This is a genomic window from Aquitalea palustris (assembly GCF_003693445.1).
Taxonomy (GTDB): domain Bacteria; phylum Pseudomonadota; class Gammaproteobacteria; order Burkholderiales; family Chromobacteriaceae; genus Aquitalea; species Aquitalea palustris.
On record NZ_RFAR01000022.1, the window covers coordinates 63,146 to 79,496 of the forward strand.

The following is a 16,351-nucleotide window of genomic DNA, read 5'->3' on the forward strand; positions in this document are numbered from 1 at the left end:
CCTTGCCTTACGCCATGTACTGTCTGCGGCGGCGGGCCTTGGCCGGGGTGCTCTACGCAGTTTGCTCAGCGCTTGTCAGCCCGAAGCTGTTGCTTCAGGCCCGTCGTGTTCGGCAAATACCTCTTTTGCCGCAAACATGCCGTTGAGCGCGGCCGGAAAACCGGCATACACCGCCATCTGCAGGATGGTTTCGTGGATTTCCTGCTGGCTCAGGCCCACATTCAGTCCGGCGGCAATATGTACCTTGAGCTGCGGTGTGGCATTGCCCAGCGCGGTGAGGGCGGCGATGGTGGCCAGTTCGCGCTGTTGCAGGCTGAGGCCGGGGCGGCAATACACATCGCCAAAACCGAATTCGACAATGTAGCGGCCCAGATCCGGGCTGATGTCCTGCAGGCTGGCGATGACGCGCTCGCCGGCCGCAGCGTCAACCTGACGCAGGCGGCTCCAGCCCTGTTGGTAGCGTGGGGTGTGCATGAGTGACTCCTGTCGCGGTGCGGTGGCTGGCGGCCTGCAGTTCTGCCGCCATGCCGGCATAGATGGCGACTTTGTCGCGCATCAGTGCCAGATTTTCCTGCAGGGTGGCCAGCCGGGTTTCCAGTGTCAGCACATGCTGTTGCAGCATCTGCTGACGCGCGACCACACTGTCCAGCGCATTGCCGCTGCGCCGCAGTGCGGCGTAGTGCAGCATGTCGCGTATCGGCATGCCGGTAGCGCGCAGGCGCAGCAGGAAGTCTATCCAGCGTTGCTCCTGTTCGCCGTAGCAGCGGTGGCCGCTGGCGCTGCGCGCCACCGGATCGATCAGCCCGATATCCTCGTAATAGCGCAGGGTATGGGCGGAAAGTCCGCTGTGGCGGGCCATTTGCCGGATGCTGAGTGTGGTCATGGAAGCCAGTCTGCAAGTTAGAGTGCGCTCGAAGTCAAGCGCCATCATACCCGGCCCCGCGCCGAGCCGGGTCGCGGTGGCGGGGCTGCCGTGGTAGATTGCGGCGGTCCGGCCGTGTCGCCTGTTGCGCTGGCCGGCCCCAGCCAGGAGCCTTGCCTTGTTCTCTCCCCGTAGCCTGTTTTCCCGCCTTGCCGCCCGGCTGAACGCCCTGTTTGGTCGTGGCCTGGTGCTGTCGATGCTCATGATCGTGCTGGCTGGTGTGGCCATCATGTTGCTGGCGCTGTTGCTGACCAATGCGGCGGCTCCGACCAGCCTCACCATCGCCAGCGGGCCACCGGGCAGCGTATTCGAGAAAACCGCCTTGCGTTATCAGGCCATCCTGGCGCGCGAGGGGGTGAAGGTAAAGATACTGCCCTCCGGCGGCTCGCTGGATAATCTGCACAAGCTGAGCAACCCCCGTCTGAATGTGGATGTCGGCTTCGTGCTGGGCGGCGAGGCCGCCGGTGTCGATACCAGCCGGCTGATGTCGCTGGGCAGCATTTCCTATCAGCCGCTGATGGTGTTCTACCGTGGCACGCCCAAGACCTTGTTGTCGGACTTTCAGGGCATGCGGCTGGATATCGGCGAACCGGGCAGCGGCACCCACAGCCTGGCGCTGGCCCTGCTCAAGCTCAATGGTATAGAGCCGGGTGGCAAGACCACCTTGCTCGACTCGCTGCCCGGCAATGCCATCAAGTCCTTGCTGGACAAACAGGTGGACGCGCTGTTCGTGATGGGCGATTCCACCTCGACGGATCTGTTACGTCAGCTTTTGCACACGCCGGACATTCATCTTTTCAACTTTGTGCAGGCCGATGGCTATGCGCGTCGGGTCAGCTATCTGAACAAGCTGACCCTGCCACGCGGCGGGCTGGATCTGGGTAAGGACATTCCCGAAACCGATACCCAGCTGATTGGGCCCACCGTGGAGCTGATTGCCCGTGAAGGCTTGCACCCGGCCTTGTCCGATCTGCTGCTGGAGGCCGCGCGCGAAGTCCATGGCAAGCCTGGCCTGTTCAAGAAGGCCGGCGAGTTTCCGGTGCTGGCCGAGCATGAAATCCGTATCAGCGAGGATGCACAGCGCTATTACGCCTCCGGCAAGAGCTTTTTCTACCGCACCTTCCCCTTCTGGCTGGCCGGGCTGGTAGCGCGGGCGCTGGCGGTGATGCTGCCGCTGGTGCTGTTGCTGATACCGGCACTCAAGGTGGCACCGGCCATTTACCGCTGGCGTATCCAGTCCGGCATCAACCGCTGGTACCGGGTGTTGTTCGATATCGAGCGCGAGGCGGTGGCCCAGCGCACGGTGCCGGGCAAGCAGGAGGAATTGCTGCACCGGCTGCAGCATGTCGATGCCACGGTGAGCAAGATCGTGGTGCCGGCAGCCTTTGGAGATTTGCTGTATGAATTGCGTGGCCATATCGACTTTGTGCGCAGCCGGCTGCAGGCCGACGCCGACGCACAGGGCCACAAGGACTGACTCAAAAAGTGTCCTTCACCGGCAGAACACGCCGCACCAGCTGGCTGATGCCCTGGCGCAAGGGCGGCCGGTGCAGGCTCAGGCCGCCGAGCAAGCCGACCAGCCCACCCGCCAGGGTGTCGTAGAAGCGCGCCTCGATCAGGCCGGTGGGCGAGCCCTGGCCCAGGTGCGCCGCTTCGGCCAGCAAAATGGCCATGGGCGTGATGAACACCGCCGCCATGCCGTAGTGGCGCACCACCAGGGTTTCCACCACGCCGCTGAGCAGCATTACCAGCAGCGCGACCGACCACCCATTCAAGGGCAGGCTCAGTACCGCCCAGGTCAGCAGCAGCCCCAGCGCCGTACCCAGCAGCCGCTGCAACTGGCGGTTCCACACCGCCCGCAAGCTGGCCCCCTGCAGCACGGCCAGGCAGCTCACCGGCACCCAGTAAGGGCGCTCCAGTTGCAACAGTTCGGCCAGCAGCAGCGACAGGCCAACAGTCAGCCCGATGATCAGCGCATCCACCACCACGAAGTCGAAATCGGCCGCCGGCAAGGGCTGTATCGGCCGGGGTGTGCGCTGGCGCAGCACATGCAGGCTATAGCCGAAGGCCAGTACACAGGCCAGCAGGCTGCCCATGGCCAGCAGGCCCACCCGCAGCGGTATTTGCAGTACGGGAACCGGGGTGTAGGCGGCCAGCGCGGCCACCATCACGAAGAAATAGCTGCCGGGCGGCGGCAGGCGGTAAAAGCGGCAGATCATGGTCACCAGAATGGTGATGACGGTCAGTACCGGGGCGGCAGCCAGCGGCAGCAGCTGGCTTAACAGGCCCAGGGTGAAACTGGCGATCAGGCCAAAGCTGCAGGCCATGATGGTGACCATGCGGTGGTGCATGGGCGTGGCCGGCAGGTAGAGAAAGGCCATGCCACCCAGGGAGGACAGCAGGCCAAAGCCAAGCTGGCCGGTCCAGGCGGCAATCAGCAGCGGCAGACCGGTGGCCAGCGCGGCAGTCAGCGGCATCTGCCATGGCCGGTCACTGGCCTGAAAACTGCGTAATTGCTGCCATTCCCGCGCAATCAGGGCGCGTATCCCTTGGGGCCATCTGGCTGGCTGCATGCTTGGCTTCCGTCAGTTTGTTGAAACATGCAGCCTGCGAAAAAGCCGGTGGGCTGGCAAGGGCTCAGTGTAGGGCAACGGCCTGTGTCGCCGTGCGCTGCCGCCAGCCGCTGACAACAAACAGCAGGGCCATGCCCCACAGCACCGCTACCATCCAGCTGCCGCCGGCATGCTGCATCACCAGCCCGGTGGCTGCCGGCCCCAGGCTGCTGGACAGATTCCAGCTCAGCGAAATCAGCCCGGAAATACGCAACAGTGCCGCGCCGCTGAACAGCTCGCCGCTGGCCACCATGGATAAGGTATAGATGGCACCGGCACAGCCGCCCAGCACAAACAGATACACCTCCCACAGCCCCGGCAGCTGCATCAGCCACGGCAGCAAGGGCAGCAACAGGCAGACCAGCATGCCGCACAGCAGCTGCACCCGGCGGCGGCCAAAGTGATCGGCCAGCCAGCCGATGGCAAATTGCAGCGCCGCATCGCCAGCCAGCAGGATGGAGGCCGAAGCCAGGGCGCGGCTCTGGCTCATGCCGGCATCCATCGCCACCAGCGGCAGAAAGCTGAGCATGACGGTATCGAATGAGGCAAAGAAGGCGGTGCCCAGCAGGATGGCCGGCGCGCTGCGGATGATGCCCAGCCAGGAGGTGGCGCTCTGCTTGCCCGGCGTGCCGGGTGCCGGCGGCGCTGGGTGGGCTGCCTGCTGGCTGGCCGGCTGTTCGGGCCGCGCCAGCATGATGCCCGGCACCCCCAGCAAGAACAGCCCGCCGCACAGCAGGAAGGACTGCTCCGGCCAGCGTGCCAGCAGGTCGGTCAGCAGCGGCCCCAATACCTGACAGGCGGTGAAGCAGGTGGAGTAGATGGCGACGATGCGGCCACGCGCATGGTCGCCGGCCAGGGTGTTGATCCAGCTTTCCCCCAGCACGAACAGCGGGGCCATGGCCGCGCCAAACAGAAAGCGCGCCAGCATCCAGCCGGGAATCGACTGCAGGTATTGCAGCGGCATTACCGACAGGGTTGCCAGCAGCAGGCAGCCCAGCATCACATTGCGCCGTCCCAGCCGCAGCGCCAGCGCCGGGGCGGCCACCGTGGCCAGCACCCCGCCCAGTGCGCCGGCGGCCACGGTCCAGCCGATCACCTCCGGGCTGAAGCCGCGAGCAGTCAGGGTAAGGGCGGTCAGCGGCATGGTGCTGCCCAGACCCAGGCCCAGCAGGGCCACGCTGAAAATGACGGCGGTGAAATCACGCCAGGCGCTGCGTGGCAGCATAAACAGACTCCATCGACGGGGAGACACAGCCTAGCACAAGGGCATGGCTGTGCGGCAAGCACGCACCAGCGCCGACCTGCGCATGCGTCTACGTCATGTAACGTATTTTGCTGGCCCGGCGTGGATCGTACTCTGATGACGCAGCGCAACATCCATACCAATCATCAGGGGAATCTCATGGCATCTACTCGTCGCATGTTTCTGAAGTCCGCTCCGCTGGTCCTGGCCGCCGCCGGCCTCGTGTCCATGCCGGCCTTTGCCGCCGACACCATCAAGGTCGGGGTGTTGCACTCCCTGTCCGGCACCATGGCCATTTCGGAAACCTCGCTCAAGGACATGGCGCTGTTTGCCATCGACCAGATCAACGCCAAGGGCGGTGTGCTGGGCAAGAAGCTGGAACCGGTGGTGGTGGACCCGGCCTCCAACTGGCCGCTATTTGCCGAAAAAGCCCGGCAGCTGCTGAGCAAGGACAAGGTGGCGGTGACCTTTGGCTGTTGGACTTCGGTCTCGCGCAAATCGGTGCTGCCGGTGTACGAGGAGCTCAACGGCCTGCTGTTCTACCCGGTGCAGTACGAGGGTGAGGAAATGTCGCCCAATGTGTTCTACACCGGGGCTGCGCCCAACCAGCAGGCCATTCCGGCGGTGGAATACCTGATGAGCAAGGAAGGCGGCAGCGCCAAGCGCTTCTTCCTGCTGGGGACCGACTATGTCTACCCGCGCACCACCAACAAGATCCTGCGTGCCTTCCTGCACAGCAAGGGGGTGAAGGACGAGGACATCCAGGAGATGTACACCCCCTTTGGGCATAGCGATTACCAGACCATCGTCGGCAACATCAAGAAGTTTGCCGCCGGCGGCAAGACGGCCGTCATCTCCACCATCAATGGCGACTCCAACGTGCCCTTCTACAAGGAACTGGGCAATCAGGGCCTGAAAGCCACCGACGTGCCGGTGGTGGCTTTCTCGGTGGGAGAGGAAGAACTCAAGGGCATCGATGCCAAGCCGCTGGTCGGCCATCTGGCGGCCTGGAACTACTTCATGAGCGTGAAGAACCCGGTCAACAGCAAGTGGATTGCCGACTACCGCGCCTGGGCCAAGAAAAAGGGCCTGGCCAATGCCGACAAGCTGGTGACCAACGACCCGATGGAAGCCACTTATGTGGGCATCAATATGTGGGCCGAGGCGGTGAAGAAAGCCGGCACCACCGATGTAGCCGCCGTCACCAAGGCCATGGCCGGCATCAAGTTTGCCGCCCCGTCGGGCTTCACCCTGGAAATGGACCCGAAAAACCATCACCTGCACAAGCCGGTGATGATTGGCGAAATCCAGTCCAACGGTCAGTTCTCGGTGGTATGGAAAACCAAGACCCCGATCCGCGCCCAGCCGTGGAGCCCCTTTATCCCGGGGAATGACAAGAAGCCCGATACCCCGGTCAAGAGCAAGTAAGCGCAGTACGGGACGACTCGCGCCATTGACCGCTGCCGCCCTGCCCGCAACAGGCAGGGCGGCCTGGCGGTCCATTCAGTAAGGAAAGCACCATGCAATTGTTCAAACCCTTGCTCCTGCTGCTGTTGCTGTACAGCGGCCTGGTGGCGGCCAGCCCGCTGGCCGAGCTGGCCCATGCCGACCCGGCCGATCGCGCCGGGCTGATCACCCAGTGGACAGTACAGGCCGATGGCCCGCGCCGTCAGGCGGTGGCCGCACTGGAAGAGGGCAGATTGTTCAGCAGCACCGATGGCAACCATGTGTTGTTGCAAGGGGCTGACGGCAAGCTCAGCGATGTCGACAGCGGCCAGCCGGTAGCAGGTGACGCCGCCAGCCTGGATGCACTGCCGGTCAACAACAGCGTGCGCAGCGCGCTGGAGGCGTTTCATGCCGCCAGCGATCTGGCCGACCCCGAGCGCAGCAAGCGCCTGAGTGCCATCCAGGCCTTGCAAGACAGTGCCAACCCCGGCCTCTTACCCTTGCTGCTGGCCCGCCAGCCGCAGGAACCGGATGCGCAGGTGAAGCAGGCCTTGCTGGTGGCCAGCGCCCGTCTGCAACTGGCCAGCCCGGATGCCACACAGCGGCTGAGCGCCATCCACACCCTGGCCGACAGTGCCGACCCGGCCACGCAGACGCTGCTGGCGCCGCTGGCCGATAGTGCCAGCGAGTCTGACGCCCGGGTGCGGGCGGCAGCGGCCCAGGCTCTGCTGGATCTGAAAAACAGCCAATGGCGTTACAACATGCTGGGCTATGCCTTTAGCGGCATCAGCCTGGGCTCGGTGCTGCTGCTGGCCGCGCTGGGGCTGGCCATTACCTATGGCCTGTTGGGCGTCATCAATATGGCGCACGGTGAAATGCTGATGATTGGCGCCTACGCCAGCTATGTGGTGCAGAACCTGTTCCGCAGCTGGTGGCCGGGCGCATTCGATGCCTATCTGCTGGCCGCGTTGCCGGTGGCCTTCATCGTCACCTTTGTCATCGGCATGGCGCTGGAGCGGCTGATCATCCGCCATCTGTATGGCCGCCCGCTGGAAACCCTGCTGGCCACCTGGGGCATCAGCCTGATGCTGATCCAGGCGGTACGCATGTTGTTTGGTGCGCAAAACGTGGAAGTGGCCAACCCGTCCTGGTTGTCCGGTGGCTGGGTCATCACCCCGGCACTGACCTTGCCGTACAACCGGCTGGCCATCATCGCCTTTGTTGCGGGCGTACTGCTGCTGACCTGGCTGGTACTCAACAAGACGCGGCTGGGCCTGTTTGTGCGCGCGGTCACGCAAAACCGCCGCATGGCCGATAGCGTGGGCGTGCCCACCGGCAAGGTGGACATGCTGGCCTTCGGCCTGGGCTCCGGCATTGCCGGGCTGGGCGGGGTGGCACTAAGCCAGATCGGCAACGTCGGGCCGGAGCTGGGCCAGGGCTATATCGTGGACAGCTTCATGGTGGTGGTGCTGGGCGGGGTGGGCCAGCTGGCCGGTACCGTGACCGGGGCCATGGGCCTGGGCATCGTCAACAAGATTCTGGAGCCGTCGCTGGGGGCGGTGCTGGGCAAGATCCTCATCCTCGGCTTCATCATCCTGTTCATCCAGAAGCGTCCGCAAGGCCTGTTTGCCCTCAAGGGCCGGGTGCTGGACTAGGAGCACTATCATGCAATCCGCACTTTCCCTGCGGCTGGCCCAGCGTATCGGGCCACTGCCGCTGAAACTGGCAGGTGCTGCGGCACTGGCCGTGTTGCTGGCCATGCCCGCCCTGCATTTATGGACCGACCCGGCCAGCAGCCTGCATGTGTCGGCCTATACCCTGACGCTGGTGGGCAAGATCCTCTGCTACGCCATCGTGGCGCTGGCGATGGACCTGGTCTGGGGCTACACGGGCCTGCTCAGCCTGGGCCATGGCCTGTTCTTTGCCTTGGGCGGCTACGGCATGGGCATGTATCTGATGCGCGCCATCGGCCATGACGGCAATTACCAGAGCGACCTGCCGGACTTCATGGTGTTTCTCGACTGGAAAACCCTGCCCTGGTTCTGGCAGGGCAGCGAGCACCTGGCCTGGGCGCTGTGTCTGGCGGTGGGCGTGCCTGGCCTGCTGGCGCTGGTGTTCGGCTGGCTGGCTTTCCGGTCGCGTATCAAGGGTGTGTACTTTTCCATCATGACCCAGGCGCTCACCTATGCCGCCATGTTGCTGTTCTTCCGCAATGAAACCGGCTTTGGTGGTAACAACGGCTTTACCGACTTCAAGCGCATCCTCGGCTACGGCATTGCCGAGCCGGCCACCCGCGCCACGCTGTTCCTGCTGACCGTGCTGCTGCTGGTGGCTGCCCTGGCTGCCGGCTTCTGGCTGGTGCACAGCAAGTTCGGTCGCATCCTCACCGCCATTCGCGATGCCGAGTCGCGGCTGATGTTCTGCGGCTACAACCCGCTGTATTACAAGCTGTTCATCTGGGTGGCGTCCGCCATGTTGTGCGGCCTGGCCGGTGCGCTGTACGTACCGCAGGTGGGCATTATCAATCCGGGGGAAATGTCACCGGCCAACTCCATCGAAATCGCCATCTGGGTGGCGGTGGGCGGGCGTGGCAGCCTGATCGGTCCGGTGCTGGGAGCAGGCTTCATCAATGCAGCCAAGAGCTGGTTCACCGTGGCCTTTCCCGAGTACTGGCTGTTCTTCCTGGGTGGGCTGTTCATTGCCACCACGCTGTTTTTGCCGCGCGGCCTGCTGGGCCTGCTGCGCCGTCACAAGGAGAATGCATGATGCACACCACCACTTCGCAGCAGGTGCAGCGTGAAAGCTGGGATGGTGATACCGCTGCCAGTGGCCGGCTGTTGCAGCCGGGACTGGATGTCACCCATGGCCAGATTCTCTATCTGGACGACATCAGTGTCAGCTTTGATGGTTTTCGCGCGCTCAACCGCCTGTCGCTGTCGATAGCCGTGGGCGAGTTGCGCTGCATCATCGGCCCCAATGGCGCGGGCAAGACCACCATGATGGACGTGATTACCGGCAAGACCCGTGCCGACAGCGGCTCGGCCTTTTTCGGCCAGACCATCAATCTGGCCCAGCATTCCGAGGCGGAAATCGCCCAGCTGGGCATAGGGCGCAAATTCCAGAAACCGACGGTGTTCGAGGCGATGACGGTGCAGGAAAACCTGGAACTGGCGCTGGCCGGACCGCGTTCGGTCTGGGCCAGCCTGCGTGCCAGGCTGACTGGTCAGCAGCGCGACCGTATCGACGAATTGCTGACGCTGATCCGCTTGGGCGAGCAGCGGGCGCGGCTGGCCGGGCTGCTGTCGCATGGGCAGAAACAGTGGCTGGAAATCGGCATGTTGCTGGCACAGGAGCCGCAGCTATTGCTGCTGGACGAGCCGGTGGCCGGCATGACCGATGCTGAAACCGAAAAGACCGCCGAGCTGCTGCTCACCCTCAAGGGCCGGCATTCGCTGATGGTGGTGGAACACGATATGGATTTCATCGCCAGCATTGCCGGCAAGGTGACGGTGCTGGCCGAGGGGGCGGTACTGGCCGAGGGCAGCCTGCAGCAAGTGCAGGCCGATGAGCGGGTAATCGAAGTCTATCTGGGGCGCTGACATGCTGGACATACAAGAAGTGGAGCAATACTACGGCGGCAGCCACATTCTGCGCCGTGTCAGCCTGCAGGCCGAAATCGGCCAGGTGACCTGCCTGCTCGGGCGCAATGGTGTGGGCAAATCCACCCTGCTGCGCTGCCTGATGGGGCAGCTGCCGGCCAAGGGCGGCAGCATACGCTGGCAGGGCGAGGACATCAGCCGCTGCGCGCCGCACCAGCGCGTGGCACGCGGCATCGCCTATGTGCCGCAGGGGCGGGAGATTTTTGGCCGGCTGACGGTGGAAGAGAACCTGCGCATGGGGCTGGCACGCTTTGGTGGCAAGGCCGGGCGCGACATTCCGGCCTCGGTGTACGAGATGTTCCCGGTGCTGTACGACATGCGCCAGCGTCGTGGCGGTGATTTGTCCGGCGGCCAGCAACAGCAACTGGCCATTGGCCGGGCGCTGGTCAGCCAGCCTTCGCTCTTGGTGCTGGACGAGCCGACCGAGGGCATCCAGCCCTCCATCATCAAGCAGATTGGCGAAGTCATCCGCAATCTGGCAGCACGGCGCGACATGGCCATCCTGCTGGTGGAGCAGTACTACGACTTTGCCGAAGCGCTGGCCGACCGCTACCTGGTGATGTCGCGCGGCGAGGTGATCCGCAGCGGGCAGGGCAGCCAGATGGCCAGCGATGGCGTGCGCGAACTATTGGCCATCTGATGCCGGCCCGGCATGGTAATTGCTGATTCAAGCCCATTCGCCTTGCTGGTTGACTGCTGATGAACATGAACGAGCTGCTGTCTGCCAGCCCCTTGCCCAGCGGACTACTGGCCGGTTGGCCGGCTGCACTGGAATTGGGCTATGCCGTGGTGCAAGGGCGCACCGTGCCGGTGCATCGCCGCCATCAGGGGCCACTGCGGGTACAGAAACACTTTATCGATGGCCACGGCCAGTGCCAGCACATTGTGGTGCATCCCCCGGGCGGCATGGCTGGGGGCGACCGGCTGACGCTGGACATTCATCTGGCCGAGGGCAGTGCAGTGTTGTTGACCAGCCCCGGTGCGGCCAAGTGGTATGACGGCTTTGGCCGGGCCTCTTCCCAGCAGCTGCGGGTGGAGCAGCTGCCGGGCAGCCTGCTGGAATGGCTGCCGCAGGAAACCATTCTGTATGCCGGCAGTGTGGTGGCACTCGACAACCGCTTTCAGCTGCAGGGCGATGCCCGCCTGCTGGCCGGCGAGGTGATGTGCCTGGGGCGGCCGGCCAGCGCCGAGCGCTTTGATCGCGGCTGCTGGCAGCAAAGCGGCGAAGTGTGGCGTGACGACAAGCTGCTGTGGTGCGAACACAGCCATGTGCCCGGTGACAGCCCCTTGCTGGCCTCGCCGGTGGGCATGGGCGGCCACAGCGTGCTGGCCACCCTGCTGTGGGCCGGGCCGGACTTGCCGCCCGAGCTGCATCAGGCCTGCCTGGAGCTGCCCTGTGCCGGGCGTGCTGCGGCCAGCCAGTTGCCCGGCGTCTGGCTGGCCCGTTTCATCGGCGACAGTGCCGAGGCAGGCCATCACTGGCTGCGTGCCTGTCGCGACCTGATCTATCCCTTCAGCCACGGACGTGCGGCCAGCCAGCCGCGCATCTGGGCAAGCTGACACGAAAGCATTCCATGGAACTGACCCCCCGCGAAAAAGACAAGCTGCTGATCTTCACCGCCGGCCTGGTAGCCGAACGCCGGCTGGCGCGTGGCCTGCAGCTGAATTACCCCGAGGCCGTGGCCTATATCAGTGCCGCCATTCTGGAAGGCGCCCGTGATGGCCGCAGCGTGGCCGAACTGATGCATTACGGCACCACGCTGCTCAGCCGTGCGCAGGTGATGGAGGGCGTGCCGGAGATGATTCCGGACATCCAGGTGGAGGCCACTTTTCCGGATGGCACCAAGCTGGTCACCGTGCACCAGCCGATAGTCTGAATCCGCCGCTTACCTGACAGGAGCAACACATGATTCCAGGAGAAATCCGCGTGCAGGACGGCGAGATTGATCTCAATGCCGGCCGCGCCACCATCAGCCTGGTAGTGGCCAATCGTGGCGACCGGCCAATACAGGTGGGCTCGCATTATCACTTTGCCGAAACCAATGACGCACTGCTGTTTGACCGTGCCGCAGCGCGCGGCTTCCGGCTGAATATTGCCGCCGGCACCGCCGTGCGTTTCGAGCCGGGCCAGACGCGCACGGTAGAACTGGTGGCGCTGGCGGGGGCGCGCCGGGTGTTCGGCTTTCAGGGCCGGGTGATGGGGGACTTATGAAGATCAGCAGACAGGCCTATGCCGAAATGTTCGGCCCGACCACGGGCGATGCGGTGCGACTGGCCGATACCGGCCTGTGGGCGCAGGTGGAGCGCGATTACACCATTTACGGCGAAGAGGTGAAGTTTGGCGGCGGCAAGGTAATCCGCGACGGCATGGGCCAGGGCCAGGCGCTGGCGGCCGAAGTGGCCGATACCGTGATTACCAATGCGCTGATCATCGACCACTGGGGCGTGGTCAAGGCGGATATCGGCCTGAAAGCCGGCCGTATCGCCGCCATCGGCAAGGCTGGTAACCCGGATATCCAGCCCGGCGTGGACATCGTCATCGGCGCGGCAACGGAAATCATCGCCGGTGAAGGCATGATCGTCACCGCCGGCGGCATCGATACCCATATCCATTTCATCTGCCCGCAGCAAATCGAAGAAGCGCTGGCCTCCGGCATCACCAGCATGATAGGCGGCGGTACCGGCCCGGCCACCGGCACCAATGCCACCACCTGCACGCCGGGGCCATGGCATATGGCCAATATGCTCAAGGCGGCGGAAGGCTTTGCCATGAACCTGGGCTTTACCGGCAAGGGCAATGCCAGCCTGCCGGAAGCGCTGCGCGAACAGGTACGCGCCGGCGCCATCGGCCTGAAGCTGCATGAAGACTGGGGCAGCACCCCGGCCGCCATCGACAACTGCCTGAGCGTGGCCGACGAGATGGACGTGCAGGTGGCGATTCACACCGACACCCTGAATGAATCCGGCTTTGTCGAGGCCACGCTGGCGGCGTTCAAGGGCCGTACCATCCACACCTATCACACCGAGGGGGCCGGTGGCGGCCACGCGCCGGACATCATCAAGGCCTGCGGCTTTGCCAATGTGCTGCCCAGCTCCACCAACCCGACACGGCCGTTTACCGTCAACACCATCGACGAGCATCTGGACATGCTGATGGTGTGCCACCACCTGGACCCGGCCATTGCCGAGGATGTGGCTTTTGCCGAGAGCCGCATCCGCCGCGAAACCATTGCCGCCGAGGACATCCTGCATGATCTGGGTGCCTTCGCCATGATGTCTTCCGACAGCCAGGCCATGGGCCGGGTGGGGGAAACCATCCTGCGTTGCTGGCAGACAGCGGACAAGATGAAGCAGCAGCGCGGCCCGCTGGCAGGCGATGGCGAAGGCTGCGACAACGTCCGCATCAAGCGCTATATCGCCAAATACACCATCAACCCGGCCATCACCCATGGCATCAGCCACGAGGTGGGCAGTATCGAGGTGGGCAAGCTGGCCGACCTGGTGCTGTGGAAGCCGATGTTTTTTGGTGTCAAACCTTCGCTCATCCTCAAGGGCGGCATCATCGCCATGGCGGCCATGGGCGATGCCAATGCCAGCATTCCCACTCCGCAGCCGGTGCATAGCCGGCCGATGTTCGGCAGCTTTGGCAAGGCCATTGCCGATGGCAGCGTCACCTTTGTCTCCCAGGCTGCGCTGGATGCCGGCATCGGCCAGGTGCTGGGGCTGAACAAGCGGCTGGTGGCGGTGCAAAACTGCCGCAGCGTGCAAAAGACCGACCTGATCCACAACGACTACCTGCCGCAGATCGAAGTGGATCCGCAGAACTATCAGGTAAAAGCCGACGGACAGCTGCTGTGGTGCGAGCCGGCCGCCGTGCTGCCCATGGCACAGCGCTATTTCCTGTTCTGAGCTTAGAAAAATCAGGACGTGGCAAGTAGTGTTTCTTTGGATGGAAAAGAAGAAAGCGAGACAGGAAAATGCTGGTGATCAATCAACGGCTGGAGCAGGCCGCCGGCTGGGATGCCGAGCTGCTGCTGACCTTCGAGCTGCGCAGCAAGACCCGGCTGCGTACCCGCGCCAGCAATGGCGAAGAAGTCGGCCTGTTCCTGCCGGCCGGCGCGCCGCTGGCCGATGGCCAGTTGCTGCAGGCCGAGGACGGGCGGGTGCTGCGCGTGCGGGCGGCGGACGAGCCGCTGCTGCATGTGCGCTGCGCCAATGCACAGGAGCTGTGCCGCGCCGCCTACCATCTGGGCAATCGCCATGTGCATCTGCAGGTGGGCGATGGCTGGCTGCGACTGCTGGATGACTATGTCTTGGAGCAGATGCTGCAACAACTGGGGGCAGACGTGAGCCGCCTGTCTGCGCCGTTCAATCCGGAAAGCGGTGCTTATGGTGGTGGCCATCATCACTCGCACGGCAAGGATGCCGCTTTCCAGTACGCGCCCAAGCTGCATCTGTTTGGCCAGCCGGCATGACGGCACTGCTGCCCCTGTTGCAACTGCTGCGGCTGGCCAGCCCCGGCCTGCCGATTGGCGGCTTCAGCTATTCGCAAGGGCTGGAAAGTGCGCTGGAGCTGGGCCTGGTACACAATGCCGCCAGCGCCCGCCGCTGGCTGGCGGATGTCTTGCAAGGCCCGGTGTGCCAGTTTGACGCCGCCGTGCTGGTGCAGGCGCTACGGGCAGTGGCTGCCGCTGATGCAGTGGAACTGTCCCGGCTCAACCAGCGCTATCTGGCCAGCCGCGACAGCCGCGAACAGCGGCAGGAAACCGTGCAGATGGGCTATTCCCTGCGCCAGCTGCTGGCCAGCCTGCCGGAAAGCCAGGCCATGTGCTGGCCTGCGGGCTTGGCGGGCGAGGAAATCTGCCTGCCCGCAGCCTGGGCCGTGGCGGCGCAGATGCTGGGTATTGCCGAGCGCGAAGCGGTCACCGCTCTCTTGTGGAGCTGGCTGGAAAACCAGGTCATGGTGCTGCTCAAGGCCATGCCCATGGGACAGACTGCCGGCCAGCAGCTGCTGTCTGCGCTGCTGCCGGTGCTGACCACTGCGGTAGAGCGCGCCATCAGCCTGCCCGCAGCACAACACAGCAATTTTGCCCCCGGCCTGATGTGGGCGGCGATGAAACATGAAAGCCAGTACAGCAGGTTGTTCCGATCATGAGCCAGTGCACGGCCTGCTTTCCGGTCACGGTGCTGTGGCAAGGCCTTGGCCCTGTGTTTCCGCATTCTGAAAAAGCCTGACACCATGCAAATCATCATCGATGACCTGACCGACCCGCGCGTGCATGCGCTGTTGCAAGAACATCTGGCCGGCATGTATGCCAATTCGCCAGCGGAAAGCGTACACGCGCTCGACCTGTCCGGCCTGAAGGCCGCAGCGCTCACCTTCTGGACCGCGTGGGAGGGCGAGGAGGTGCTGGGGTGTGGCGCGCTCAAGCAGCTGGACCCCGCGCATGGCGAAATCAAATCCATGCGCACCGCTGCTGCCCATCTGCGCAAGGGCGTGGCGCAGCGCATTCTGGCGCAGATCCTGCACACGGCGCAGCAGCGTGGCTATCAGCGGCTCAGCCTGGAAACCGGCAGCACGGCAGCATTCCTGCCCGCCCTGGCGCTGTATGAAAGCTTCGGCTTTAGCCGCTGCGGGCCGTTTGCCCATTACCGTGAAGATCCCTTCAGCATCTTCATGAGCCTGCAAATCCAGGCCAAGCCCTTATCTGACACCGTACTACCCCAACAAAAAGGACATCCGGCATGAAACAGAGCGCACTTCGCGTGGGCATTGGCGGGCCGGTCGGCTCGGGCAAGACCCATCTCACCTGGGCACTGTGCAGCGCCCTGCGCGACATCTACAACGTGGCCGTGGTTACCAACGACATCTACACCCAGGAAGACGCACAGTTCCTGGTGAAGAACGAAGCCCTGTCACCAGACCGCATCATCGGTGTGGAAACCGGCGGCTGCCCGCATACCGCCATCCGCGAGGATGCGTCCATCAATCTGGAGGCCGTGGCACGGCTGAATGCGCGCCATCCGGGGCTGGACGTGATCTTTATCGAAAGCGGCGGTGACAATCTGGCGGCCACCTTCAGCCCCGAGCTGTCCGACTTCACCATCTACGTGATCGACGTGTCCGCCGGCGACAAGATCCCGCGCAAGGGCGGGCCGGGTATTTGCAAGTCAGACCTGTTGGTGATCAACAAGATCGACCTGGCACCGCTGGTGGGTGCCTCGCTGGAAGTGATGGAGCGCGATGCACGCAAGATGCGCGGCGAGCGGCCGTTTGTGTTCAGTAATCTGAAAAGCGGGCAGGGGCTGGCCGACATCATCGCCATCATCGAAGAGAAGGGCATGCTCAAGCTGTAAGCCAGCCGGGCAGGGCGACGTGTTGGCGAGTTAAAAACCGCTGACAAAAACCTGTGGCTGCGTTGCGCCTCCTTGCCGTACACCTTGTACTGTCTGCGTCGGCGCGCCTTGC

At 64.1% G+C, this 16,351-nt stretch carries 18 protein-coding genes; 14 read left to right on the forward strand and 4 right to left on the reverse strand.

Going from position 1 to position 16,351, the window contains the following annotated elements:
- Positions 1-75: 75 nt before the first annotated feature.
- Together EAY64_RS06740 and EAY64_RS06745 are read right to left on the reverse strand one after the other, a co-directional pair.
- Positions 76-474, reverse strand: a complete 399-nt coding sequence (locus EAY64_RS06740) for a carboxymuconolactone decarboxylase family protein (RefSeq protein WP_103524015.1) — start codon at positions 472-474, stop codon at positions 76-78.
- Positions 425-883 (reverse strand): MerR family transcriptional regulator, encoded by a 459-nt coding sequence (locus tag EAY64_RS06745; RefSeq protein WP_103524016.1) that lies wholly within the window; start codon positions 881-883, stop codon positions 425-427. The genes EAY64_RS06740 and EAY64_RS06745 overlap by 50 nt, the downstream gene beginning before the upstream one ends.
- A 157-nt stretch (positions 884-1,040) precedes the next feature.
- On the opposite strand from EAY64_RS06745, the gene EAY64_RS06750 reads away from it, so the two are divergent.
- Entirely contained in the window at positions 1,041-2,399 is a 1,359-nt protein-coding gene (locus EAY64_RS06750) for a TAXI family TRAP transporter solute-binding subunit (protein WP_199734401.1), read from the forward strand.
- A 1-nt stretch (position 2,400) separates the two neighbouring features.
- Here the strand turns inward: EAY64_RS06750 and EAY64_RS06755 are convergent, their stop codons facing one another.
- Together EAY64_RS06755 and EAY64_RS06760 are read right to left on the reverse strand one after the other, a co-directional pair.
- Complete coding sequence (locus EAY64_RS06755; RefSeq protein WP_103524017.1) at positions 2,401-3,495, reverse strand: FUSC family protein; 1,095 nt, start codon at positions 3,493-3,495, stop codon at positions 2,401-2,403.
- 64 nt (positions 3,496-3,559) lie between these two features.
- Positions 3,560-4,759 carry an MFS transporter gene (locus tag EAY64_RS06760; RefSeq protein ID WP_103524018.1) on the reverse strand — a complete coding sequence of 400 codons (1,200 nt, stop codon included), beginning with the start codon at positions 4,757-4,759 and terminating at the stop codon, positions 3,560-3,562.
- 177 nt (positions 4,760-4,936) lie between these two features.
- Here EAY64_RS06760 and urtA point away from each other — a divergent pair, with 177 nt between their 5' ends.
- The 13 genes from urtA (at position 4,937) to ureG (ending at position 16,239) form a co-directional block, all read left to right on the forward strand.
- Positions 4,937-6,205, forward strand: a complete 1,269-nt coding sequence (gene urtA, locus EAY64_RS06765; protein ID WP_220272766.1) for an urea ABC transporter substrate-binding protein — start codon at positions 4,937-4,939, stop codon at positions 6,203-6,205.
- A 92-nt stretch (positions 6,206-6,297) separates the two neighbouring features.
- Positions 6,298-7,878, forward strand: coding sequence for an urea ABC transporter permease subunit UrtB (urtB, locus tag EAY64_RS06770; RefSeq protein WP_103524020.1), 1,581 nt, complete (start codon positions 6,298-6,300; stop codon positions 7,876-7,878).
- A gap of 10 nt (positions 7,879-7,888) precedes the next feature.
- Complete coding sequence (gene urtC, locus EAY64_RS06775; RefSeq protein ID WP_103524021.1) at positions 7,889-8,989, forward strand: urea ABC transporter permease subunit UrtC; 1,101 nt, start codon at positions 7,889-7,891, stop codon at positions 8,987-8,989.
- Positions 8,986-9,822 (forward strand): urea ABC transporter ATP-binding protein UrtD, encoded by an 837-nt coding sequence (gene urtD, locus EAY64_RS06780; protein WP_226034269.1) that lies wholly within the window; start codon positions 8,986-8,988, stop codon positions 9,820-9,822. The genes urtC and urtD overlap by 4 nt, the downstream gene beginning before the upstream one ends.
- A gap of 1 nt (position 9,823) precedes the next feature.
- Positions 9,824-10,522 carry an urea ABC transporter ATP-binding subunit UrtE gene (gene urtE, locus EAY64_RS06785; RefSeq protein ID WP_103524022.1) on the forward strand — a complete coding sequence of 233 codons (699 nt, stop codon included), beginning with the start codon at positions 9,824-9,826 and terminating at the stop codon, positions 10,520-10,522.
- A gap of 65 nt (positions 10,523-10,587) precedes the next feature.
- Positions 10,588-11,442: an urease accessory protein UreD gene (locus EAY64_RS06790; RefSeq protein ID WP_103524032.1), complete on the forward strand. Its 855-nt coding sequence runs from the start codon at positions 10,588-10,590 to the stop codon at positions 11,440-11,442.
- Positions 11,443-11,456: 14 nt separating this feature from the next.
- Positions 11,457-11,759 carry an urease subunit gamma gene (gene ureA, locus EAY64_RS06795; RefSeq protein WP_103524023.1) on the forward strand — a complete coding sequence of 101 codons (303 nt, stop codon included), beginning with the start codon at positions 11,457-11,459 and terminating at the stop codon, positions 11,757-11,759.
- Between the two features lie 29 nt (positions 11,760-11,788).
- Entirely contained in the window at positions 11,789-12,094 is a 306-nt protein-coding gene (locus EAY64_RS06800) for an urease subunit beta (protein WP_103524024.1), read from the forward strand.
- Positions 12,091-13,791 carry an urease subunit alpha gene (ureC, locus tag EAY64_RS06805; protein ID WP_103524025.1) on the forward strand — a complete coding sequence of 567 codons (1,701 nt, stop codon included), beginning with the start codon at positions 12,091-12,093 and terminating at the stop codon, positions 13,789-13,791. The genes EAY64_RS06800 and ureC overlap by 4 nt, the downstream gene beginning before the upstream one ends.
- Positions 13,792-13,859: 68 nt before the next feature.
- On the forward strand, positions 13,860-14,357 hold the full coding sequence (ureE, locus tag EAY64_RS06810) for an urease accessory protein UreE (RefSeq protein WP_103524026.1): 498 nt from the start codon (positions 13,860-13,862) through the stop codon (positions 14,355-14,357).
- Positions 14,354-15,037, forward strand: a complete 684-nt coding sequence (locus tag EAY64_RS06815) for an urease accessory protein UreF (RefSeq protein ID WP_103524027.1) — start codon at positions 14,354-14,356, stop codon at positions 15,035-15,037. Before ureE ends, EAY64_RS06815 begins: the two co-directional genes overlap by 4 nt.
- Positions 15,038-15,121: 84 nt before the next feature.
- Positions 15,122-15,631, forward strand: coding sequence for a GNAT family N-acetyltransferase (locus EAY64_RS06820; RefSeq protein ID WP_103524033.1), 510 nt, complete (start codon positions 15,122-15,124; stop codon positions 15,629-15,631).
- Positions 15,628-16,239: an urease accessory protein UreG gene (gene ureG, locus EAY64_RS06825; protein WP_103524028.1), complete on the forward strand. Its 612-nt coding sequence runs from the start codon at positions 15,628-15,630 to the stop codon at positions 16,237-16,239. Before EAY64_RS06820 ends, ureG begins: the two co-directional genes overlap by 4 nt.
- Positions 16,240-16,351 lie beyond the last annotated feature (112 nt).

Excerpts from the sequence above, each read along its gene's own strand:
- EAY64_RS06740 (WP_103524015.1), bottom strand. The coding sequence starts at position 474 with ATGCACACCCCACGCTACCAACAGGGCTGGAGCCGCCTGCGTCAGGTT.
- EAY64_RS06745 (WP_103524016.1), bottom strand. The coding sequence starts at position 883 with ATGACCACACTCAGCATCCGGCAAATGGCCCGCCACAGCGGACTTTCC.
- EAY64_RS06755 (WP_103524017.1), bottom strand. The coding sequence starts at position 3,495 with ATGCAGCCAGCCAGATGGCCCCAAGGGATACGCGCCCTGATTGCGCGG.
- EAY64_RS06760 (WP_103524018.1), bottom strand. The coding sequence starts at position 4,759 with ATGCTGCCACGCAGCGCCTGGCGTGATTTCACCGCCGTCATTTTCAGC.
- urtA (WP_220272766.1), top strand. The coding sequence starts at position 4,937 with ATGGCATCTACTCGTCGCATGTTTCTGAAGTCCGCTCCGCTGGTCCTG.
- urtB (WP_103524020.1), top strand. The coding sequence starts at position 6,298 with ATGCAATTGTTCAAACCCTTGCTCCTGCTGCTGTTGCTGTACAGCGGC.
- urtC (WP_103524021.1), top strand. The coding sequence starts at position 7,889 with ATGCAATCCGCACTTTCCCTGCGGCTGGCCCAGCGTATCGGGCCACTG.
- urtD (WP_226034269.1), top strand. The coding sequence starts at position 8,986 with ATGATGCACACCACCACTTCGCAGCAGGTGCAGCGTGAAAGCTGGGAT.
- urtE (WP_103524022.1), top strand. The coding sequence starts at position 9,824 with ATGCTGGACATACAAGAAGTGGAGCAATACTACGGCGGCAGCCACATT.
- EAY64_RS06790 (WP_103524032.1), top strand. The coding sequence starts at position 10,588 with ATGAACGAGCTGCTGTCTGCCAGCCCCTTGCCCAGCGGACTACTGGCC.
- ureA (WP_103524023.1), top strand. The coding sequence starts at position 11,457 with ATGGAACTGACCCCCCGCGAAAAAGACAAGCTGCTGATCTTCACCGCC.
- EAY64_RS06800 (WP_103524024.1), top strand. The coding sequence starts at position 11,789 with ATGATTCCAGGAGAAATCCGCGTGCAGGACGGCGAGATTGATCTCAAT.
- ureC (WP_103524025.1), top strand. The coding sequence starts at position 12,091 with ATGAAGATCAGCAGACAGGCCTATGCCGAAATGTTCGGCCCGACCACG.
- ureE (WP_103524026.1), top strand. The coding sequence starts at position 13,860 with ATGCTGGTGATCAATCAACGGCTGGAGCAGGCCGCCGGCTGGGATGCC.
- EAY64_RS06815 (WP_103524027.1), top strand. The coding sequence starts at position 14,354 with ATGACGGCACTGCTGCCCCTGTTGCAACTGCTGCGGCTGGCCAGCCCC.
- EAY64_RS06820 (WP_103524033.1), top strand. The coding sequence starts at position 15,122 with ATGCAAATCATCATCGATGACCTGACCGACCCGCGCGTGCATGCGCTG.
- ureG (WP_103524028.1), top strand. The coding sequence starts at position 15,628 with ATGAAACAGAGCGCACTTCGCGTGGGCATTGGCGGGCCGGTCGGCTCG.